This window comes from Micavibrio aeruginosavorus ARL-13 (assembly GCF_000226315.1).
GTDB classification, from domain to species: Bacteria; Pseudomonadota; Alphaproteobacteria; order Micavibrionales; family Micavibrionaceae; genus Micavibrio; species Micavibrio aeruginosavorus_B.
This window is the reverse complement of sequence record NC_016026.1, coordinates 827,091-844,434: the sequence shown is the minus strand read 5'-3', so window position 1 is coordinate 844,434 and position 17,344 is coordinate 827,091. Positions and strand designations below refer to the sequence as shown.

The 17,344-nt window shown below is 54.9% G+C and carries 18 protein-coding genes; 10 read left to right on the top strand and 8 right to left on the bottom strand.

Translation table 11 applies throughout. The features are described 5' to 3' along the window. The first annotated feature begins 72 nt into the window (after positions 1-72). Positions 73-642: a lipoprotein gene (locus MICA_RS03980; RefSeq protein ID WP_014102411.1), complete on the top strand. Its 570-nt coding sequence runs from the start codon at positions 73-75 to the stop codon at positions 640-642. Positions 643-789: 147 nt separating this feature from the next. Here MICA_RS03980 and MICA_RS03975 read toward each other — a convergent pair whose 3' ends face one another. Both MICA_RS03975 and MICA_RS03970 read right to left on the bottom strand, forming a co-directional pair. Then, positions 790-1,284 (bottom strand): tellurite resistance TerB family protein, encoded by a 495-nt coding sequence (locus tag MICA_RS03975; protein ID WP_014102410.1) that lies wholly within the window; start codon positions 1,282-1,284, stop codon positions 790-792. Positions 1,285-1,286: 2 nt separating this feature from the next. Beyond that, positions 1,287-2,126, bottom strand: a complete 840-nt coding sequence (locus tag MICA_RS03970) for a 23S rRNA (adenine(2030)-N(6))-methyltransferase RlmJ (protein ID WP_014102409.1) — start codon at positions 2,124-2,126, stop codon at positions 1,287-1,289. A gap of 227 nt (positions 2,127-2,353) precedes the next feature. On the opposite strand from MICA_RS03970, the gene MICA_RS03965 reads away from it, so the two are divergent. The 7 genes from MICA_RS03965 to MICA_RS03935 all read left to right on the top strand — a co-directional run bounded on the left by MICA_RS03965 (position 2,354) and on the right by MICA_RS03935 (position 10,659). Continuing rightward, positions 2,354-3,646 (top strand): Y-family DNA polymerase, encoded by a 1,293-nt coding sequence (locus tag MICA_RS03965; protein WP_014102407.1) that lies wholly within the window; start codon positions 2,354-2,356, stop codon positions 3,644-3,646. Positions 3,647-3,722: 76 nt separating this feature from the next. Further along, positions 3,723-4,523, top strand: a complete 801-nt coding sequence (locus tag MICA_RS03960) for a BPL-N domain-containing protein (protein WP_014102406.1) — start codon at positions 3,723-3,725, stop codon at positions 4,521-4,523. A gap of 108 nt (positions 4,524-4,631) precedes the next feature. Next, on the top strand, positions 4,632-5,285 hold the full coding sequence (locus MICA_RS03955; RefSeq protein WP_014102404.1) for a GNAT family N-acetyltransferase: 654 nt from the start codon (positions 4,632-4,634) through the stop codon (positions 5,283-5,285). Between the two features lie 8 nt (positions 5,286-5,293). Beyond that, positions 5,294-6,664, top strand: a complete 1,371-nt coding sequence (gene trmFO / locus MICA_RS03950; protein ID WP_014102403.1) for a methylenetetrahydrofolate--tRNA-(uracil(54)-C(5))-methyltransferase (FADH(2)-oxidizing) TrmFO — start codon at positions 5,294-5,296, stop codon at positions 6,662-6,664. A 136-nt stretch (positions 6,665-6,800) separates the two neighbouring features. Beyond that, positions 6,801-8,288 carry a thioredoxin-like domain-containing protein gene (locus MICA_RS03945; protein ID WP_014102402.1) on the top strand — a complete coding sequence of 496 codons (1,488 nt, stop codon included), beginning with the start codon at positions 6,801-6,803 and terminating at the stop codon, positions 8,286-8,288. Continuing rightward, complete coding sequence (locus tag MICA_RS03940; protein ID WP_014102401.1) at positions 8,285-8,947, top strand: lipase family protein; 663 nt, start codon at positions 8,285-8,287, stop codon at positions 8,945-8,947. Before MICA_RS03945 ends, MICA_RS03940 begins: the two co-directional genes overlap by 4 nt. Positions 8,948-9,087: 140 nt before the next feature. Beyond that, positions 9,088-10,659 (top strand): FecR domain-containing protein, encoded by a 1,572-nt coding sequence (locus MICA_RS03935; RefSeq protein ID WP_014102399.1) that lies wholly within the window; start codon positions 9,088-9,090, stop codon positions 10,657-10,659. 10 nt (positions 10,660-10,669) lie between these two features. On the opposite strand, the gene MICA_RS03930 is transcribed toward MICA_RS03935, so the two are convergent. Then, positions 10,670-10,954: a hypothetical protein gene (locus tag MICA_RS03930; protein WP_014102398.1), complete on the bottom strand. Its 285-nt coding sequence runs from the start codon at positions 10,952-10,954 to the stop codon at positions 10,670-10,672. A 57-nt stretch (positions 10,955-11,011) separates the two neighbouring features. Further along, positions 11,012-11,830 carry a phytoene/squalene synthase family protein gene (locus MICA_RS03925; RefSeq protein WP_014102397.1) on the bottom strand — a complete coding sequence of 273 codons (819 nt, stop codon included), beginning with the start codon at positions 11,828-11,830 and terminating at the stop codon, positions 11,012-11,014. Positions 11,831-11,917: 87 nt separating this feature from the next. Here MICA_RS03925 and MICA_RS03920 point away from each other — a divergent pair, with 87 nt between their 5' ends. After that, entirely contained in the window at positions 11,918-12,544 is a 627-nt protein-coding gene (locus tag MICA_RS03920; protein ID WP_014102396.1) for a superoxide dismutase, read from the top strand. A 130-nt stretch (positions 12,545-12,674) separates the two neighbouring features. Next, positions 12,675-13,499 (top strand): metallophosphoesterase family protein, encoded by an 825-nt coding sequence (locus tag MICA_RS03915; protein WP_148260417.1) that lies wholly within the window; start codon positions 12,675-12,677, stop codon positions 13,497-13,499. A gap of 66 nt (positions 13,500-13,565) precedes the next feature. Here the strand turns inward: MICA_RS03915 and MICA_RS03910 are convergent, their stop codons facing one another. From MICA_RS03910 to secD, 4 genes are read right to left on the bottom strand one after another with little or no spacing between them, the layout of a single operon-like run. Beyond that, positions 13,566-14,366 carry a TerC family protein gene (locus MICA_RS03910; protein WP_014102394.1) on the bottom strand — a complete coding sequence of 267 codons (801 nt, stop codon included), beginning with the start codon at positions 14,364-14,366 and terminating at the stop codon, positions 13,566-13,568. Positions 14,367-14,392: 26 nt separating this feature from the next. Continuing rightward, complete coding sequence (locus MICA_RS03905) at positions 14,393-14,767, bottom strand: Mth938-like domain-containing protein (protein WP_014102393.1); 375 nt, start codon at positions 14,765-14,767, stop codon at positions 14,393-14,395. 6 nt (positions 14,768-14,773) lie between these two features. Next, positions 14,774-15,730: a protein translocase subunit SecF gene (gene secF, locus MICA_RS03900; RefSeq protein ID WP_014102392.1), complete on the bottom strand. Its 957-nt coding sequence runs from the start codon at positions 15,728-15,730 to the stop codon at positions 14,774-14,776. Positions 15,731-15,756: 26 nt separating this feature from the next. Further along, positions 15,757-17,331, bottom strand: a complete 1,575-nt coding sequence (gene secD / locus MICA_RS03895) for a protein translocase subunit SecD (RefSeq protein ID WP_014102391.1) — start codon at positions 17,329-17,331, stop codon at positions 15,757-15,759. Positions 17,332-17,344: the final 13 nt, after the last annotated feature.

The following is a 17,344-nucleotide window of genomic DNA, read 5'->3' as shown; positions in this document are numbered from 1 at the left end:
CCCGCTTGTCCCCGGTGATCAGATTCGGGGCGGCGGGGATACATCTCCCCTTCCGCTCTTTTCGCAAGGTCTGTGCATTTGCGTTCCTTTATTCCCGTCATCGTCACAACTTTGGCCTTGTCTCTGGCGGGATGCGGGTCTTCGCCCGAAATGGCCGTCATTCCAGACGGCCCACTGACACCGATGCCGGATTTTCTGGCCCCCAAAGACCCCAGCGACAAGGCGTTGGAACAATCCATCGCCAGCATGATCAAATCCGGGCGCGGCCCGGCCTTCAGCCAATATGATTTCCTGCGCGTCGATTTGGACAATGACGGGCGACGCGATGCGCTAGTGATGATGAAGGGGCCGCACAATTATTGGTGCAGCATCTCGGGGTGCAGCATGATTGTGATGAAAGCGGACAATGAATCCTTCACCCCGATCAGCAACATTATGCCCATTCGCGGACCTGTTCTGGTTGCGGAAACACGGAATAATGGTTGGCGCGATATTGTGATTGAGGTGCGCGGACAATCATGGGAACCGGCCCGGCAAGTCGCACTGAAGTTTGATGGATCGGCCTATCCCGGCAACCCACTCAACGAACCACCCGCCAATATTGCCTATACACGGCATGACGGTGTTAGGGCGTTCCCCTAAACACCCCCCAAAAAACCGTCACCCCGGAAAGGGCAACGCCCTTGTCCGGGGCTCATGCCGCTGAGCTCTCAATTGAACCACTGCGGCAAAAATCCCGGATAAACGCTGACGCGTTTTCCGGGATGACGGGATAGGGGTAACAACAGATTATTTCTTCCTGAAGCGGCGATAAAACGCGCCGAGCAATCCGCCTTGCGCCCCCTCTTCCACGGCCGTATGGTCGAACAGGATGTTCATTTTATCTTCTTCATCCAGTTCAAAGGCCATATCCCCGGTAAAGGAATCCATATCCGTCATTTTCACGTGGGCTTTGTTTAGCTCCAGCAGGATTTTTTGTTCCTGCGCGCCAAAGTCACCATCGGTCCAGACCAGCATACGGGCAAAATAGAAAAACTGGCTCCGATCATCGGGGTCGGTAATTTTGGCAAACATATCCGGAATGGATTGCGGCGCGGAAATATCGCGCTCCAACTGCGCGCGCTGAATGGCGGAGAGCGGTTCTTCCGTCAAAATCTTATACATGAACGCACGTTCTTCGTTCGTTACAACGGAATCGGCATGGGCCATGGCGAAAATAGCGCGCCACATGTGGAATCGGCTGTCCGACATCTCCTGCGCCTGGCCTTGCGTTTGATCCGTCATGATTATTCCCCCGTCAGATGTGTGATGGTGAACGATCCCGCACCCTTGGTCAGGGTGGAAACCAGCCACGGCAAGATTGTATTCAATTCCGATTCCAACGTCCATGGCGCATTCACCAGAACCAAACCGCTGCCGTTCAGGCGGGTGACGTCGCTGGCCGGGCGGATCATGAAATCCACAGCCATAATTTTGGGAATCCCTGTATCGGCCAGATCATTGTGCCACCGGGCAATCACGCGCGGGTCCTTAATCGGGTACCAAAACGCATAGACCCCGGTGGCCCAGCGTTTATGGGCATCGATCAGGGCCTTGGTCATGCGGGCAAATTCATCGGTCACTTCGAACGGCGGATCGACCAGAACCATGCCGCGTCGTTCCGGCGGTGGCAACAGAGCCTTGATCACCTGATACGCGTCCATATGCTCCACCCGCACCCGATCATCACGTCCCATGTGATGTTCCAGTGTCACAACATCATCGGGATGCAATTCGTTGACCACCATGCGGTCTTGGTCGCGGATCAAACTGTGCGTAATCGCGGGCGATCCCGGATAGGTCCGCCATTCATCCCCCCGGTTAAACCCGCGCACCAGATCGACATAGGCGCGCACGGCCTCTGGCGCCGTATCGGCATGCGCCATGACGCGCGCAATCCCGTCATCGGCCTCGGCGGTACGGCGAGCCTGATCGGCGTCCAGATCGTAAATGCCAATTCCCGCATGGGTATCCAAAACGAAAAACGCTTTGTCTTTTTGTTTCAGATAATCCAGCACCCGCATCAGCACGATGTGCTTGATAACGTCTGCAAAGTTTCCGGCGTGGTAGATATGGCGGTAATTCATGGTTCTTTGTTTAGCACTCTCCCACCCAACTTCAAACCGTCACCCCGGAAATCCCGACAGGGATTATCCGGGGTTTGTGCCATTGAGGGACCATCACGGCAAAAATCCCGGATAAAGGCGGGCGCCTTTTCCGGGATGACAGCTTTATTTTATATTTTGTTCTTGAATTGTTCTTATTTACCCCTATAATACAGGTATATAATCCTAAATTATGCGTGTGTGCCATCATGAACTTCACCCCACCCGAACAATCCGGTTTGCAATGGCTGTTCCTGGACCTGAACAGCTACTTCGCCACCATTGAGCAAGAACTGAACCCGCACCTGCGCGGGCGGCCCGTGGCCGTGGTGCCGATGATGACAGATCACACCTGTGCCATCGCCGCATCGTACGAAGCCAAATTGTATGGCGTCAAAACGGGAACCATCATTCGTGACGCCAAACGTATGTGTCCCAAATTGGTCTGCGTTCCCGCGCGGCACGATCAATATGTGATTTATCACAATAAGATTCTGGATGAAGTCATCCGCCACACCCCAATCAATAAAATCTGGTCGATTGATGAATTATCCAGCCGCCTGCCCCCGAACAAGCGCAATGCGGAATCCGTAACCGCGCTGGCGCAACGGATCAAAGCCGGATTGCGCGACAATGTCGGCACACAGATCAAATGTTCCATCGGCGTGGCCCCGAACAGTTTTCTGGCCAAGGTCGCAACCGACATGAAAAAACCGGATGGTTTTGTCATTCTGGACCCCGCAACGATGGCCGAAAAACTTTTCGCCCTGAAACTGACCGATCTGCCCGGCATCAATGTCGCCATGAATGAACGGTTAAAAAAATCCGGTATTACAAGCGTTGAAGGCCTGTGGAACATATCACCCAAACACGCCCGCCGCGTCTGGGGCAGCGTTGCGGGCGAAAGGTTCTGGTACAATCTGCGTGGTTATGATGTACCCGACACGGAAACGGATCGATCCATCTTTGGCCACAGCCGTATTCTGGACCCCGCCCTGCGCCGTCCCGATGCCGCGCGCGAAGTGGCGCGCCGATTGCTGATCAAGGCCGCCACGCGGTTGCGCCGCGAGGGATTCTTCGCCGCACGATTAAATTTCTCCACCCGCATCATTGATCCCGCCACACGGATGGAAACACGGTGGGCGGCAGAGGCTCGCCTGCCTCCTGCGCAGGACAATTTCTCCTTCCTGCGCGCCCTTGATGAAATGTGGGATGCTATGATGGATGAAACACGCGCAATGCAGATGCGCAAAGTTTCGGTGTCGCTTTATAAACTGTGCCGCGATGGCGAAATCACTGACGATCTATTTGACACCGCGTCCGCGACCGTGCGCAAACAAACGGCGAAGGATGACGCCCTGTCCGCCGTGATGGACAAGATCAACACGAAGTACGGTGCAGAATCGCTGCGGCTGGGCGTATCCCCGAAAACACAGGCCGGATTTGTCGGCACGAAAATCGCCTTCTCACGCGTGCCGGATCTGGCGGAATTTAGCGAATAAGGGCAAAAACCACCCTTTACAGGATTGCGCATTCGCCTAAAAACCTGCAAAAATCCAGCCTTCCCGGAGGAAAACCATGACCGCAACGCCCCGTATTCTGGTGTACGAAGATTACGTTCACAACAATGCGCAATTGCACCGTGCCTTGCGCGATGCCTATGGTCCGTTCGCTGTGACAACGTGTGACGCCGGGGATTTGCACACGGGCATTTTGAACAAGTCCGTTAATCTGTTCATCATGCCGGGCGGGGCAGACCTTTATAATTGTGAAAAATTGAATGGCGCGGGCAATAAAATCATCCGCCATTATGTCGAGGACGGCGGTGCCTATCTCGGCCTATGCGCCGGTGCGTATTACGCCAGCCGCGACATCAAATGGGCCGAGGGGGTCGAAGACCAAGCCATCATCGGCCTGCGCGAACTCAATTTCTTCCCCGGCACGGCCGTTGGCCCGGTGATGGATTTTATCGAAGATCGCGACGTCACAAAATCATGGAACCATGCCGCGCAGATTGAATGGCTTGACGATATGGGCCCGATGCCCGCGACCGTGCACTACAATGGCGGCCCGGTTTTTATCGGCGCCGATGATGAGCCGGGCACAAAAATTCTGGCGCGCTATACATCCCTGCCCGGAAGCCCCGCCGCGATTATCGAATGCGGCGTGGGCAAGGGGCATGCGATCCTATGCAGCCCGCATCTGGAACACGGCGCAACGACGCTCAGCCGCACCTTGTACAACCATGCCAACCCGTCCTTTAACCGGCGGTGGAAAATTATCGACACACTGATCAAGGGCGAATTATCACGCAAAATGGTATGGGACCGCATGATGAAGCGGGCGTTAACCCCGCAGAAAACCAGCATTGCCGCCTGAATGCCCTAAACTGTGTTATTATGACAATATTGCCGCAATTGCACTGCTGTGCTAAGGTTGCGGCCATCATTCACATCATTGATGACGCAAGAAAAGAAACGGTGTCCCATGTCGAAAAAAACGACAACGCGCAAAGCCGCCCCCGCTAAGAAAGCAACAACAACCAAAAAGGCCGCCCCCAAAAAAGATACGAAAAAGGCAAAGGCCTCTACGCTGACACGCAAAGGCAAACAGCCTTTAACCCCGGCGAAGAAAACAACGTCCGCCCAACGCAACGCGGCGGCCAAAGCCGCGAAGAAAAAGGCAAACGGGAAAAACCCGCGCATGGTTGTGCGCGAAGCCCGTTCGGATGCCGATTACCACCGCGCCTATCCCATCATTCATCAACTGTTCCCGCATCTGGATATGCAAACCTATGCCCGCCGCGTGTTCGTCGCCCGTGCGACCGGATACCGGATGTTCGTGGCGCAAATCGGCGGCGAAGTTGTCGGCGTGATCGGCATTATGCCGAACCACAACATTCATGATGGTTTTGTCACCTATATCGAACACGTTGTGGTCGAAGCCAGCCACCGTGGCCAGGGTTACGGCGCGCAACTGATCAAATTCGCCGAAAGCCGCGCGATGGAAGAAGGTTGCAAATTGCTGGAACTGGATACCGATATCGGCGCCGAAGATGCTGAACGTCTATATCAACGCAACGGTTTCTACCGTTCGGGCAGCTACTATTCCAAAAACATCGACCTGTACAAAGATTCGTAATCAGACCAATGACCGTAAAACCCATTCATGTTATTGGCGGCGGTCTGGCCGGAAGCGAAGCCACATGGCAAATCGCGCAGGCTGGCGTGCCCGTCATTCTCCACGAAATGCGCCCGGTGCGCCCCACCGACGCACACAAGACCGAAGGATTGGCGGAACTTGTCTGCTCCAACTCGTTCCGGTCGGATGATGCGGAACAAAACGCCGTTGGCTTGCTGCACGCGGAAATGCGCAAATGCAATTCGCTGATCATGCAGATGGGCGACAAACACGCCGTGCCTGCGGGCGGTGCGCTGGCCGTTGACCGCGACGCATTTTCGGATTCCGTGACCAAGGCCCTGCACGATCATCCGCTGGTCACCATTGAACGTGGCGAAGTGGCTGGCCTGCCCCCGGAAGACTGGGACAGCGTTATTATTGCCACCGGCCCCTTGACCTCCCCCGCTCTGGCCGATGCGATTAAAAATCTGGGCGGTGAAAATGAACTGGCGTTCTTCGATGCCATTGCACCGATCGTCTATAAAGACAGCATCAACATGGACGCGGCGTGGTTCCAATCCCGCTATGATAAAGAAGGCCCGGCAGGTACGGGCAAGGACTATATCAACTGCGCCATGAACAAGGATCAGTATTACGCGTTCATTGATGCGTTGCTGACATCCGAAAAAACAGAATTCAAGGAATGGGAAGCCAACACGCCCTATTTCGAAGGATGCATGCCGATCGAAGTGATGGCATCGCGCGGACCGGAAACATTGCGTTTTGGCCCGATGAAACCCGTCGGCCTGACCAACCCGCACACGAATGAACGCCCCTACGCCGTTGTTCAGCTGCGGCAGGATAACGCGCTCGGCACGCTGTACAATATGGTCGGGTTCCAAACCAAAATGAAATACGCCGAACAAACGCGCGTATTGAAAATGATTCCGGGATTGGAAGATGCCGTGTTCGCCCGCCTTGGCGGATTGCACCGGAACACATTCATCAATTCACCCAAATTGCTGGACGGGCAATTGCGGATGAAGGCCATGCCGCGCTTGCGCTTCGCCGGGCAAATCACGGGGTGTGAGGGATATGTGGAAAGCGCATCCGTCGGCATTATGGCCGGGCGCTTCGCCGCCGCCGAACGGCTGGGCCAATCGCTGATCGCTCCGCCACAAACAACGGCAATGGGCGCAATCCTCAGCCACATCACCGGCGGCGCGAATGCCGAAACATTCCAGCCAATGAACGTGAATTTCGGCCTGTTTCCCCCGGCGGAAGAAACTGATGGCCGTGGCCGTCCGGTGCGTGGAGGAGATAAAAAACGGGCTCTGACCTCTCGCGCCCTGCGCGATCTGGATCAATGGCTGGCCCAGCAGCAGCGTCAGGCTGCGTAAAACACACTGTCATCCCGGGCTTGACCCGGGATCCAGAGCCATGAGGGTCATACTGTCCCGGCCCTCTGGATTCCCGCTTTCGCAGGAATGACACAATAGAGTTTTATTTGAGGTTTATTTTACAATGGAGCGAAGAATGCGCACGATCCTGCTTGCCCTCTTTTTATCAATCATCACCCTCATTCCGGCGCAAGCACAGGACACCACCTATGACCGCCTGCTGCCCGGCGGCGCGGGCGGATGGCTGAACATCACACGCCCCGTCACGATGCAGGATTTACAGGGCCGCGCCGTCCTGCTCGACTTCTGGACCTATGGCTGCATCAACTGCATGCAGATTGTTCCCGATCTCGATTTTCTGGAACGCAAATATGGTGAAAAACTTTTGGTCATCGGTGTCCATTCGGCCAAATTCGAAGGCGAAAAAGGCAACGAACGCATTCTGGCCGCCGCACAACGCTTTGGCCTCAACCATCCCGTGATCAATGATTCCGATTACGCCATTTGGAAAAGTTTTGGCGTCCGCGCATGGCCGACACAGGTTTTGATTGGTCCGGACGGGCGCGAAGCCGCCCGCTGGTCTGGTGAAGGCCACCGCACGGCGATTGACGCCGCAATATCCGCCACTACAGCCAGCATCACACCACCCTTTACAGATATTTCCACATTGGTTCCGGCCCGTACAAAAACATCCACTCTGTCTTTCCCGGCCCGGATTGAAGATGCAGGCGACTTCATTTTTGTTGCCGATTCCGGGCACAACCGCATTCTGGTCCTGGATCGCACGGGGGCCGTTAAAATGACCATCGGGTCTGGCGAACTCGGCCATCAGGATGGATCATTCGTGATGGCTAAATTCAACCATCCGCGTGGCATGGTTTTAATTGGCCGCAATTTGTATATCGCTGATACCGATAACCATATGTTGCGTGTCGCCAATCTGGATAGCGGATCGGTCATGACATTGTCCGGTAACGGCAAGCGCACATTTGCCCCACCATTCAAGGCACAGAAAGCGATGACAACCGAACTGGCCTCGCCATGGGATGTCGAAGCCCTGCCCGATGGCTCGGTGGCCATTGCCATGGCCGGCGTACATCAACTTTGGCGCTATGCCCCCACCGCCCGCACAATGCAGGTCATGGTGGGCAGCGGCGCCGAAGCCGTCGGCGACGGCCCGGCTTTGGAGGCCACCCTGGCACAACCGAGCGGATTGAAAAACATTGGCTCTGCCCTGTATTTCGTTGACGCGGAAAGTTCGGCCCTGCGTCGGGTGGAAAATAACAATGTCCAAACACTGGTTGGAACCGGGCTGTTTGATTTTGGCTTGGTTGATGGGATGTATCCGGATGCCCGCCTGCAACACGCACAGGGTTTAACAACACTGAACAATCAGATTGTTCTGGCCGACACTTATAACAACACTCTGCGCACCTATGATCTGCAAAACGGTCAGCTGACGACGATGGATTTGAAGGGCCTGCCCCTGAACGAACCGGGCGATGTTGCAGCGATTGACGGGAAATTGTGGATTGCCGACACCAACAACCACCGTATTGTTGTATTTGATCCCGCAACGGGCGACCATCGCGTTTTGGACATCACCGAACCGCAGAAAAAATGACCGTCAATACTGAAAAACAACTCGTCGTCCTGATGCATGGCATCGCCCAGCCCCGTATTATCATGTCGGGGCTGGCCGAATTTATGGAAGATTCCGGCTATGCCGTTTTGAATCTGTCTTATCCATCCACCGACAAGACGATTGATCGGTTAACGGGGGAAATTCATAAAAAACTGGTCCACCACGATGCGTTTAATGCGTTTGATCAAATTCATTTCGTCACCCATTCCATGGGTGGGTTGGTTGCCCGCGCCTATATCGAACGGCACCGTCCGCCCAATCTGGGCCGCGTGGTGATGATGGGGCCGCCGAATAAAGGCAGCGAGGTGGCCGATCTTTTGAAAGACATCTGGTTCTACAAAGCCTTCTTCGGCCCGGCTGGACAGGAGTTGACGACGGAATCCCGCGCACCCTATGGCGATCATCCGGTTGATTTTGAATTGGGCGTGATCGCAGGAACCAGCGCGGTGATGTCGATGTTCGGTCCGGCATCTGTCGGACCCAATGACGGTCTGGTTACGGTCGAAAGCACAAAACTGCCCGGCATGGCCGATCACATGACCGTCCCGGCCGCCCATGCCTTTATCATGAATAATCCGGCTGCCCGCCGTGGCATCCTGTCCTTCCTCAAAGACGGGCATTTCCCGAAATTACACTGATAAAGTCACCAATATTGCGGAAAACCCCATAAAAACGGCCCGATTTCATTGAGATCGGGCCGCAAATCCGCCAAAATCCAGCCTAACACTGTGATGGTCTGGAGAATCGGACCACCCGCATCCATTGAAAGAGTTTTATAATGAACCACTATCGCCACATCCTTCTCAGCAGCGTTGTCACCTCGGCCATGGCCTTGACGGTTCTCGCTTTGCCTGCGATGGCGCAGAACGCAACGTCTGCCCCCGCCGCCGCCGCGAGCGAGGAAGACGCGCGCACCCTGCCATCCATCGGCACAGTTGTAGCGATTGATGGATCGGCCATGATTCTGCGCGGCGGTGCGGGCGCAGCGGCGGAACAATTAACCGTTGGCGCCCCGGTTGCAATTCACGATGTCATCGCCACGGGCAAAGACAGCCGCGCCATGATCGCCTTCATCGACGGCAGCCGCACCGCGATTGGTGCCGAAGCTGAAATGGGCATTGATAATTTCAATTTCAACGATCTGGATTCAAAACAAAGCTTCGCCCGCTTCCGCTTTCCTATCGGCCCATTTCATTTCCAACCGGGACAGGTTGCGGATGCCGAACGACCGGATGTCACGCTGGTCACCGGATACGGTAAAATCAACGTTCGCGGCACCGATGTCTGGGCCGGCATGGTCGACGACCTGTACGGTGTCTACGTGCCGAAAGGCGAACTGACGATTGAAACAAATCGTGGCCGCATCATTCTGCGCGAAGGCGAAGGCACCTTTATCCGCAACGCCAATTCCATTCCGGAACGCGGCCGCCCGTGGACGACAGAGGCCCTGACCATGGCACAAACCCGCACGCGGATGAACGGTAATGCCGATGATCTGGTCGCGGCATGGCGCCCGCGTATTGAAACACAGCGAGCGGATTATCGTGATTTTTTCCTCGCCAATACTGGAATTTTTGTTGAGATGGAACAAACCGGTCCGTATGGCAAACGCAATGCCATGAAGCGGATTCAGGCGGAACATCGCGATCATCTTGCAGATCACCGCGCCGTACAGCAAGATCGCAAGGACGCCGCCGTTGCACGCAAAACCGCCGCAGGGGCCCCTGCGGCTGAACTGAACGTTGGCGCAATAGCCGAAACGCCAACGCCTCCGGCACAGGACGCGACACAAGCCACAGCTCCCACCGAAGTCAGCGCGGAAGACGCATTGAACGCCCCCGCGACAAACACAACAACCGCACCCGAAACACAGGCTGAGACGCAAGCGGAAACAAAACCCGAGGCCATCGCCGCTCCGGCCCTAGGCCAGACAAATGATGCCCCTGCGGCCCCGACGGTTTCTGAAACACCTGCCGCACCTGCACCTGAACAAGCGGCAGATGTGGTACCGGCACCGGAATCTGCCACGGAAACCACCGCCCCGGCTGAAGGACCGGCGTCTGTCGCAGATGCGCCGCGTGTGCCGGAACCCGTGCGACCAACCGATCCGCATAACCCACCGCCGATTGTTTTGAAGCCGGACGCTGATGCGATGGAAAAAATTGAAGATAACGCAAAGGCGGCAACATCGTCGGCAAACCCCGCACCAGCCCCAGCACCGATGCCAGCACCGATGCCTGCGCCGGCGGCGGACAACCTGCCAAGCGACCCGGCCTTGCGTCAGGAAGCCATCGAGCAGATGCACATTCTGGGCCCGACGGCGCCCAGCACAACAAATAATCCGTTATAGGATTTAAAGTCTAAGCGCTCAGACGCTCTTCATCCAGGCCGAGGGATACATCGTCATTCTCGGCCAGGTCATCCCGGACATCTTCCGCCGTATCACGCGCCTGCGCTTCGTTGCGGATTTTGTCTTGTGACTGGCTCAGTTTATCCAGCGCAGCCTCTGACACTTCGACCACGTCGCGCGGCAACGCCCCGCCACCGGATTTTGCGGTTTGTGTTTGTTGCGGCGCCTGCGTCGGCGCTTCCGAACGGAAGAACTTGAAGATCGGCAAGTTCGAAATAATCGGCGGTAAAGCCATCAGAAACCCCTTTTTTTGACCCGTCTTTATTATACAGGCCGGGGTCTTTCCAAAATGTTACTTTCGAGCCGCGCGCCAGAGTAAAAGCGGGAAAAATGGGCCGCGATGGGCCAGTTTTGCCCTAAAAACATTGTCCTGTGCCTTGGCCACACGAGCCAGATCGAACGATGCCATGGCATGATACAGGCGCGCCAGACGGCTGCTCCCCGACAGGTTTTGGATCATGCTTTGGGCCTGATCCCGCACGGTCGCAACAATTGCGGACAGTTTATCCAAATCGCGCCCGGCATACAGCGCATCGGTCGATAACCCCGCCCGGTTCATTAAATCCCCCGGCATGAAACACCGCGATTGCCCCGCATGAAATGGAACGGCGCGGATCAAACCGGACAACGCCCACCCAATCGCAATCGGCGCGACATCGGGTGCATCGACATCATCGCCGGTAATTTGTAACGCCAGACGCATCAACGGCGTTTGTGTGAAATCGGCGTAATTGATCAAGCCAGGTAAATTGCCGGGCAGAACATCTTCCAGATCAAATTCGCGGGCGTAGATCACCGCATCAAACCATTCGCGGTTCAACCCGCGCCGTTTAATCATATCGGCCAGTGGTTCGGTAATCGGATGATGCGGCACGTCGCCGCCATCATACATCGCCGCAATCGCGTCACGCCACCATTGCAGACGGATCAGACCGATATGCGTGTCGGTAACCACTTCACGCGTTTTGGCGATTTCATGGTGAAAGGCATACAGCGTCCACAAATCGGCACGGACATCACCGTCAAAAAACAGGGTTATCATAAAACGGTCCGGATCCTGATCCCGGACCAGATCGCCTGCATACCCTAATGAATCTTTACTTGTTTTCACTGTTGTCAAAACCCGTCAGCGATGTATCTTGGTCAGCGGTCTAATACCGCAAGAGATTATAACCATAATTGCGATCAGGAGAATAGCATGGCTCTCATCCTTCCCGAACTTCCCTATGCGTATGATTCACTCCAACCCTTTATGTCGAGTGAAACGCTGGAATTCCACCACGATAAACACCACAAAGCCTATGTGGACAAGGGCAATGAGCTGCTGGCCGGATCCGGTCTGGAAAACCTGTCGCTGGAAGAAGCGATGGTCGCCGCGTTCAAAGACAAATCCAAAGCCGGGTTGTTCAACCAACTGGGCCAGCATTACAACCACATCCATTTCTGGAACTGGATGAAAAAGAACGGTGGTGGAAAATCCATCCCCGGGAAACTGGATGCACAAATCACATCCGATCTGGGGGGCTTTGACACATTCCGTGGCAATTTCATTCAGGCCGGTATGACGCAATTCGGGTCCGGCTGGTGCTGGCTGGCCGTAGACAATGCGACGGGCAAACTGGAAATCACTAAAACCGCCAACGGCGAAAACCCACTGGTCTATGGCAAGACGCCGATTTTGGGTTGCGATGTTTGGGAACACTCTTATTACATCGACTATCGCAACGCGCGCCAAAAATATCTGGAAGCCTTTGTCGACAGCCTGATCAACTGGGACTATGTCGGCCAGTTGTTTGAAAAAGGTCCGCTGAAAATCGCCGCTTAATTTGCAGCGCACAAACGATTAAAGGGGCCCCTGCCATTGCAGCGGCCCCTTTTTTCCATGACGTTTCAACGGGATGGCCGCAATCCGATTTTTCTGGGAGGGCGGAATACGAATCTGCTATAACCCCTTCATGGCGTTACGTTTTGCAGTCGTGACCGATATTCATTACGGCTTTGACATCAATAATAAAAAAGGGTCCAAAGCACCGAAGCTTATGGACCGGTTTGTCAAAGTCGCGAACGGGAACGGGGTCGATTTTTCTGTAGATATGGGGGACCGGGTCATTCTCAAGACTCCGGCTGATGATGCTCATTACTTGAAGCAACTGACCCAGCATTTCAATCAGCGATCGGGCCCGCATTATTCAATTAACGGCAACCATGATCTGAAAAACTTGTCGCGTGCCGATAACGCCGCCATCCTGGGCTATTCCCCGGAATCGCAACTGGTCGATGTGGGTGATTATAATTTGATCCTGTGGAGTCCGAACGTGAACGGGCGCGATGGCGACGGGTATTTATCCGCCTGGGCCAGCCATGTTGACTGGTTCCGCGATGCCCTCGCCCGTGCGGCCAAACCCTGCATCGTTTTTTCCCACGTCCCGCTGGATAATTCCGCTGCAGATGACGAGTATATCGAGAAGAATTTGACCAACTATTTCCCCGCCTTTTACCGCGAGGGCAAAGATATTCGCAAAATGATGGAAGACAGCGGCAAGGTCATCCTTTGCATGGCCGGCCACCGCCACCGCAATCAACACCATGAAATCAACGGGATTCATTATATCACCCAGCAATCGCTGGTTCAGCGTCATACCATTCTGGGCCGCGCGATTGGGGCCTTTTCGTTGGTTACGATAGATGATGCATCCATCCGCATTACCGGGTACGGCATCCGTCAACCCAGCTTCCTGTTGTCACGGGCGGTTAATACAAACACACCGCCCGGACCATAAAGGCAAAACACGAACAATAAAAAATGCCCGGCATAACCGGGCATTTTTCTTTTATGGTCCTGCGGCTTAGTGCGCAGCCTCCGCGTTTTTGCGTGCCCGGCGTTTCGCGGACAGCAGGTTGAGCGTTTCCACACCCAACGAGAACGCAATCGCGAAGTATAGGTAGCCCTTCGGAATATGCAGGTGCAGACCATCGGCAATCAACACCACACCCACCAGCAGAATGAAGCTGAGGGCCAGCATTTTAATCGTCGGGTGGTCATGCACAAACTTGCTGACCGGCTCTGCCGCGAACAGCATAACAGCAATCGCGAACACAACGGCGGCAATCATAACGGGCAAATGATCGGCCATACCAACTGCGGTAATGACAGAGTCCAGCGAGAAGACCAGATCCAGAATAGCAATCTGGACAATGACCCAGCCGAATACAGCGGATTTTTTGCCCGTTACATCTTCGTCATGGCCTTCCATTGTATGGTGGATTTCGCCCGTCCCTTTCCACAGCAAGAACAAACCGCCCCCCAACATGATCATGTCACGCCACGAAACTGTATGCGGGTCCAGTCCTTCCGGACCGGCGAAGAACGTGAAAACGGGTGTTGTCAGCGTTGCAATCCACGCAATCATCGACAGCAAGATAATCCGCATCAGCAAAGCCAGCCCCAGCCCGATTTTTCGCGCTAGCGGTTGCTGGTGTTTTGGCAATTTGTCGGTAATGATCGACAGGAAAATAATATTGTCGATGCCCAGAACAACTTCGAGCAGAGCCAATGTCGCAAAGCTCAACCATACAGCCGGGCTCATCAACATTTCGACAATCGTCATGTCGGTCGCAAGGTTTGCCATCATCGTCGGATCAGCCATTTTTTATCCCTCAAATTGGCTAGGCGTTAAACCGGCAAAAGGGCGGCAACCACGCGTCGCCCCTCGGCCATCAAAACATTATAGGTGCGGCATGCCGCACCGGTATCCATAAAATCAACACTCAAGCCCCGCTCTTTCAACGCACGGCGCAATTCGAACGGCGGGTTTGTGACCGTCGCACCCAGACCCAAAAGCACGACATCAAATTCGCCTGCACGGTCCAGAAGGGGTGCGAAATCATCCACGCCCACATCCGCGTTTACCGATACGGTCCAACTTACAGTTTTATCAGGGAAGACCATCACCGCACCGTCATGCACGACGCCGGATACGCGGAATGTTCCATCCGCATAGGCCTGGATAATCTGAGCCCCGGAGGGAACGAGCGGTGTCACATCCATGATGGATTATGCGGCCACTTCTTCGCCGTTACCGTTGCCTGCATCATTCGGATTCGGGCGCAGTTTCAGATAGAACAAAGATTGCGCCGACACAAAGTAAGACGAGTGCGTACCAATCAAAATCCCGAAGAACAGAGCGGATGTAAAGCTGCGGATCACTTCACCGCCAAACAGCCACAACGCCGTAATGGCCAGAATGGTCGACCCGGAAGTCATGACCGTCCGCGGCAATGTGGAGTTAATGGAATAGTTGATAATGTCCGGCATCGGCATCTTTTTGAATTTCCGCATCGTTTCACGGATACGGTCAAAAATGATCACGGTTTCGTTAATCGAATACCCCGCCACCAGCAAAATGGCCGCCAGCGTGGACAGGTCAAAGTGCATTTGGGTCAACGAGAACAAGCCTAGAATACCCATGACGTCATGGATCAAGGCCAGCAAAGACCCAACCCCATATTGCCATTCAAACCGGATCCAGATGTACCCCATGATGCCCAGAATGGCGACAATCATCGCAATCAGGCCATCCCGCTTCAGCTCTTGCCCCACCTGCGGGCCAACAAATTCGGTGCGGCGGAAATCAACCTGACCTTCGCCAAATTCGGCGGTCAACGTGTCCTGCACTTTTTGAATGGCACCTTGTTGCTCTTCCGGGCCGCCCTCTTGCTGCGGCAGGCGGATCATCAGGGACTTGGCATCACCAAATTCCTGAATCGAAATATCACCCAAACCCAACGCATTTAAATCTTCGCGCATCCCGACCAGATCCGGGTCGGTTTCTACGGCGATTTCAATGACCGTACCACCGGTAAAATCAATCCCGAAATTCAGGCCCTTGGTCGCCAGGCACAGGATCGACCCGCCAATGATGATCAAACTCATCATAAAGGCGTAGAAACGGTGACCGAAGAAATCAATCTTCAGGTTGTCGGGAACCAGCTGGATCAGCTTGATAATCATAATGTCCTGCCCTCTCCGGCCTGTTCTTAAACCGGGATGGATTTGGGTTTAACGGTGTGCAACCACGTCACAATCATCGCCCGCGTCAACGCCAGCGAACAGAAATACGACGTAATAATGCCGATGGTCATGGTCACGGCAAAGCCCTTGATCGGCCCGGTGCCAAAGGAAAACAGAACCAAAGCCGCAATCAACGATGTCAGGTTGGAGTCGGTAATGGTCGTCAAAGCGCGGCGATAGGCCGTATCCAGTGCAGAATTAATGCTGCGCCCGGACCGCAATTCTTCCTTCATCCGTTCAAACACCAGCACGTTGGCATCCACCGCCAGACCGATGGTCAGAACGATACCGGCAATCCCCGGCAGGGTCAGCGTGGCTTGCAACACTGACATAATCGCCATGATCATCACCATGTTCAGTAACAGGGCCACAGACGCAAACACGCCAAACAACCCATAGACAGTCATGGACAGAATAATCACAAACAACAACGCCATCAGGCACGCCGTTTTCCCGGCCTCAACCGAATCCGCCCCCAGGGACGGGCCCACAGTCCGTTCTTCCATCACGCTCAACGGAGCAGGCAACGCACCGGCGCGGAGCAACAAAGCCAGATCGTTTGTTTCTTCAACCGTAAAGCTACCCGAAATCTGGGCAGCGCCGCCGCAAATCGGTTCACGAATGGCCGGGGCGGAAATCACCACGTCATCCAGAACGATGGCAAAGGGCTGGCCGATATTTTCCGGCTTGCTGGTCACATCACAGAAACGGCGCGCCCCTACGGAATTCAGGTTAAAACTGACCGCCGGCCCCTGTTGCTGGAATGATGGTTGTGCGTTGGTCAGCATATCGCCCGTCAAAATCGGTTGACGGAAAATGGTGATATCAACACCCGGCATATCGGCGGATGGCAAACTGCGCGTTCCGCCCCCTTCGGCCAACGACGTCCCGGACGTGCCCGTATCCACCATGTGGAAAGACAGCTTGGCCGTTTTACCCAAAATTTCTTTGATCCGTTGCGGGTCATCAACACCCGGTAATTGCAGGACGATACGGTCATCACCCTGACGTGCGATCACCGGTTCGCGTGTTCCGGATTCATCAACCCGGCGGCGTACGATTTCAATGGACTGACCCAGCGTCTGGTCGGCGATTTTCTTCACCGCCTCTTCGCTCAACGTCCCCTCAACTGTTTTCCCGTCTTCACTGACAAGAACGGTCAGGTCGGAATCCAGCTTGCGCATGATTGACTTCACCTGATCCACGTCCGCATCGGCGCGCAGGGAAACCCGCACACCATTTGGAACCGGGGCAATCCGGGTATAGCCGATTTTGGCTTCGCGCAATTCCGGGCGCAGGGATTGAACCAGCGTATCGGCCCGTTGCGTCAGAACGTCGCCCAATTCAACTTTGAGCAGAAGGTGCGACCCGCCCTGCAGATCCAGCCCCAGATTGACCGCCTTGTGCGGAACGAAGCCCGGCATCGTCTGGGCCATCTTTTCGCGCGTGGACTGATCCAGCAGGTTCGGCGCGCTGTAGACCAGCGACAGAACACAGACCAGAACGATCAGAACCTTTTTCCAGGTCTCAATATAAATCATGGGGGTCGCCCTT

Coding starts and splice junctions, on each gene's coding strand:
- MICA_RS03975 (WP_014102410.1), bottom strand. CDS start 1,284: ATGACGGATCAAACGCAAGGCCAGGCGCAGGAGATGTCGGACAGCCGA.
- MICA_RS03970 (WP_014102409.1), bottom strand. CDS start 2,126: ATGAATTACCGCCATATCTACCACGCCGGAAACTTTGCAGACGTTATC.
- MICA_RS03965 (WP_014102407.1), top strand. CDS start 2,354: ATGAACTTCACCCCACCCGAACAATCCGGTTTGCAATGGCTGTTCCTG.
- MICA_RS03960 (WP_014102406.1), top strand. CDS start 3,723: ATGACCGCAACGCCCCGTATTCTGGTGTACGAAGATTACGTTCACAAC.
- MICA_RS03955 (WP_014102404.1), top strand. CDS start 4,632: ATGTCGAAAAAAACGACAACGCGCAAAGCCGCCCCCGCTAAGAAAGCA.
- trmFO (WP_014102403.1), top strand. CDS start 5,294: ATGACCGTAAAACCCATTCATGTTATTGGCGGCGGTCTGGCCGGAAGC.
- MICA_RS03945 (WP_014102402.1), top strand. CDS start 6,801: ATGCGCACGATCCTGCTTGCCCTCTTTTTATCAATCATCACCCTCATT.
- MICA_RS03940 (WP_014102401.1), top strand. CDS start 8,285: ATGACCGTCAATACTGAAAAACAACTCGTCGTCCTGATGCATGGCATC.
- MICA_RS03935 (WP_014102399.1), top strand. CDS start 9,088: ATGAACCACTATCGCCACATCCTTCTCAGCAGCGTTGTCACCTCGGCC.
- MICA_RS03930 (WP_014102398.1), bottom strand. CDS start 10,954: ATGGCTTTACCGCCGATTATTTCGAACTTGCCGATCTTCAAGTTCTTC.
- MICA_RS03920 (WP_014102396.1), top strand. CDS start 11,918: ATGGCTCTCATCCTTCCCGAACTTCCCTATGCGTATGATTCACTCCAA.
- MICA_RS03915 (WP_148260417.1), top strand. CDS start 12,675: ATGGCGTTACGTTTTGCAGTCGTGACCGATATTCATTACGGCTTTGAC.
- MICA_RS03910 (WP_014102394.1), bottom strand. CDS start 14,366: ATGGCTGATCCGACGATGATGGCAAACCTTGCGACCGACATGACGATT.
- MICA_RS03905 (WP_014102393.1), bottom strand. CDS start 14,767: ATGGATGTGACACCGCTCGTTCCCTCCGGGGCTCAGATTATCCAGGCC.
- secF (WP_014102392.1), bottom strand. CDS start 15,730: ATGATTATCAAGCTGATCCAGCTGGTTCCCGACAACCTGAAGATTGAT.
- secD (WP_014102391.1), bottom strand. CDS start 17,331: ATGATTTATATTGAGACCTGGAAAAAGGTTCTGATCGTTCTGGTCTGT.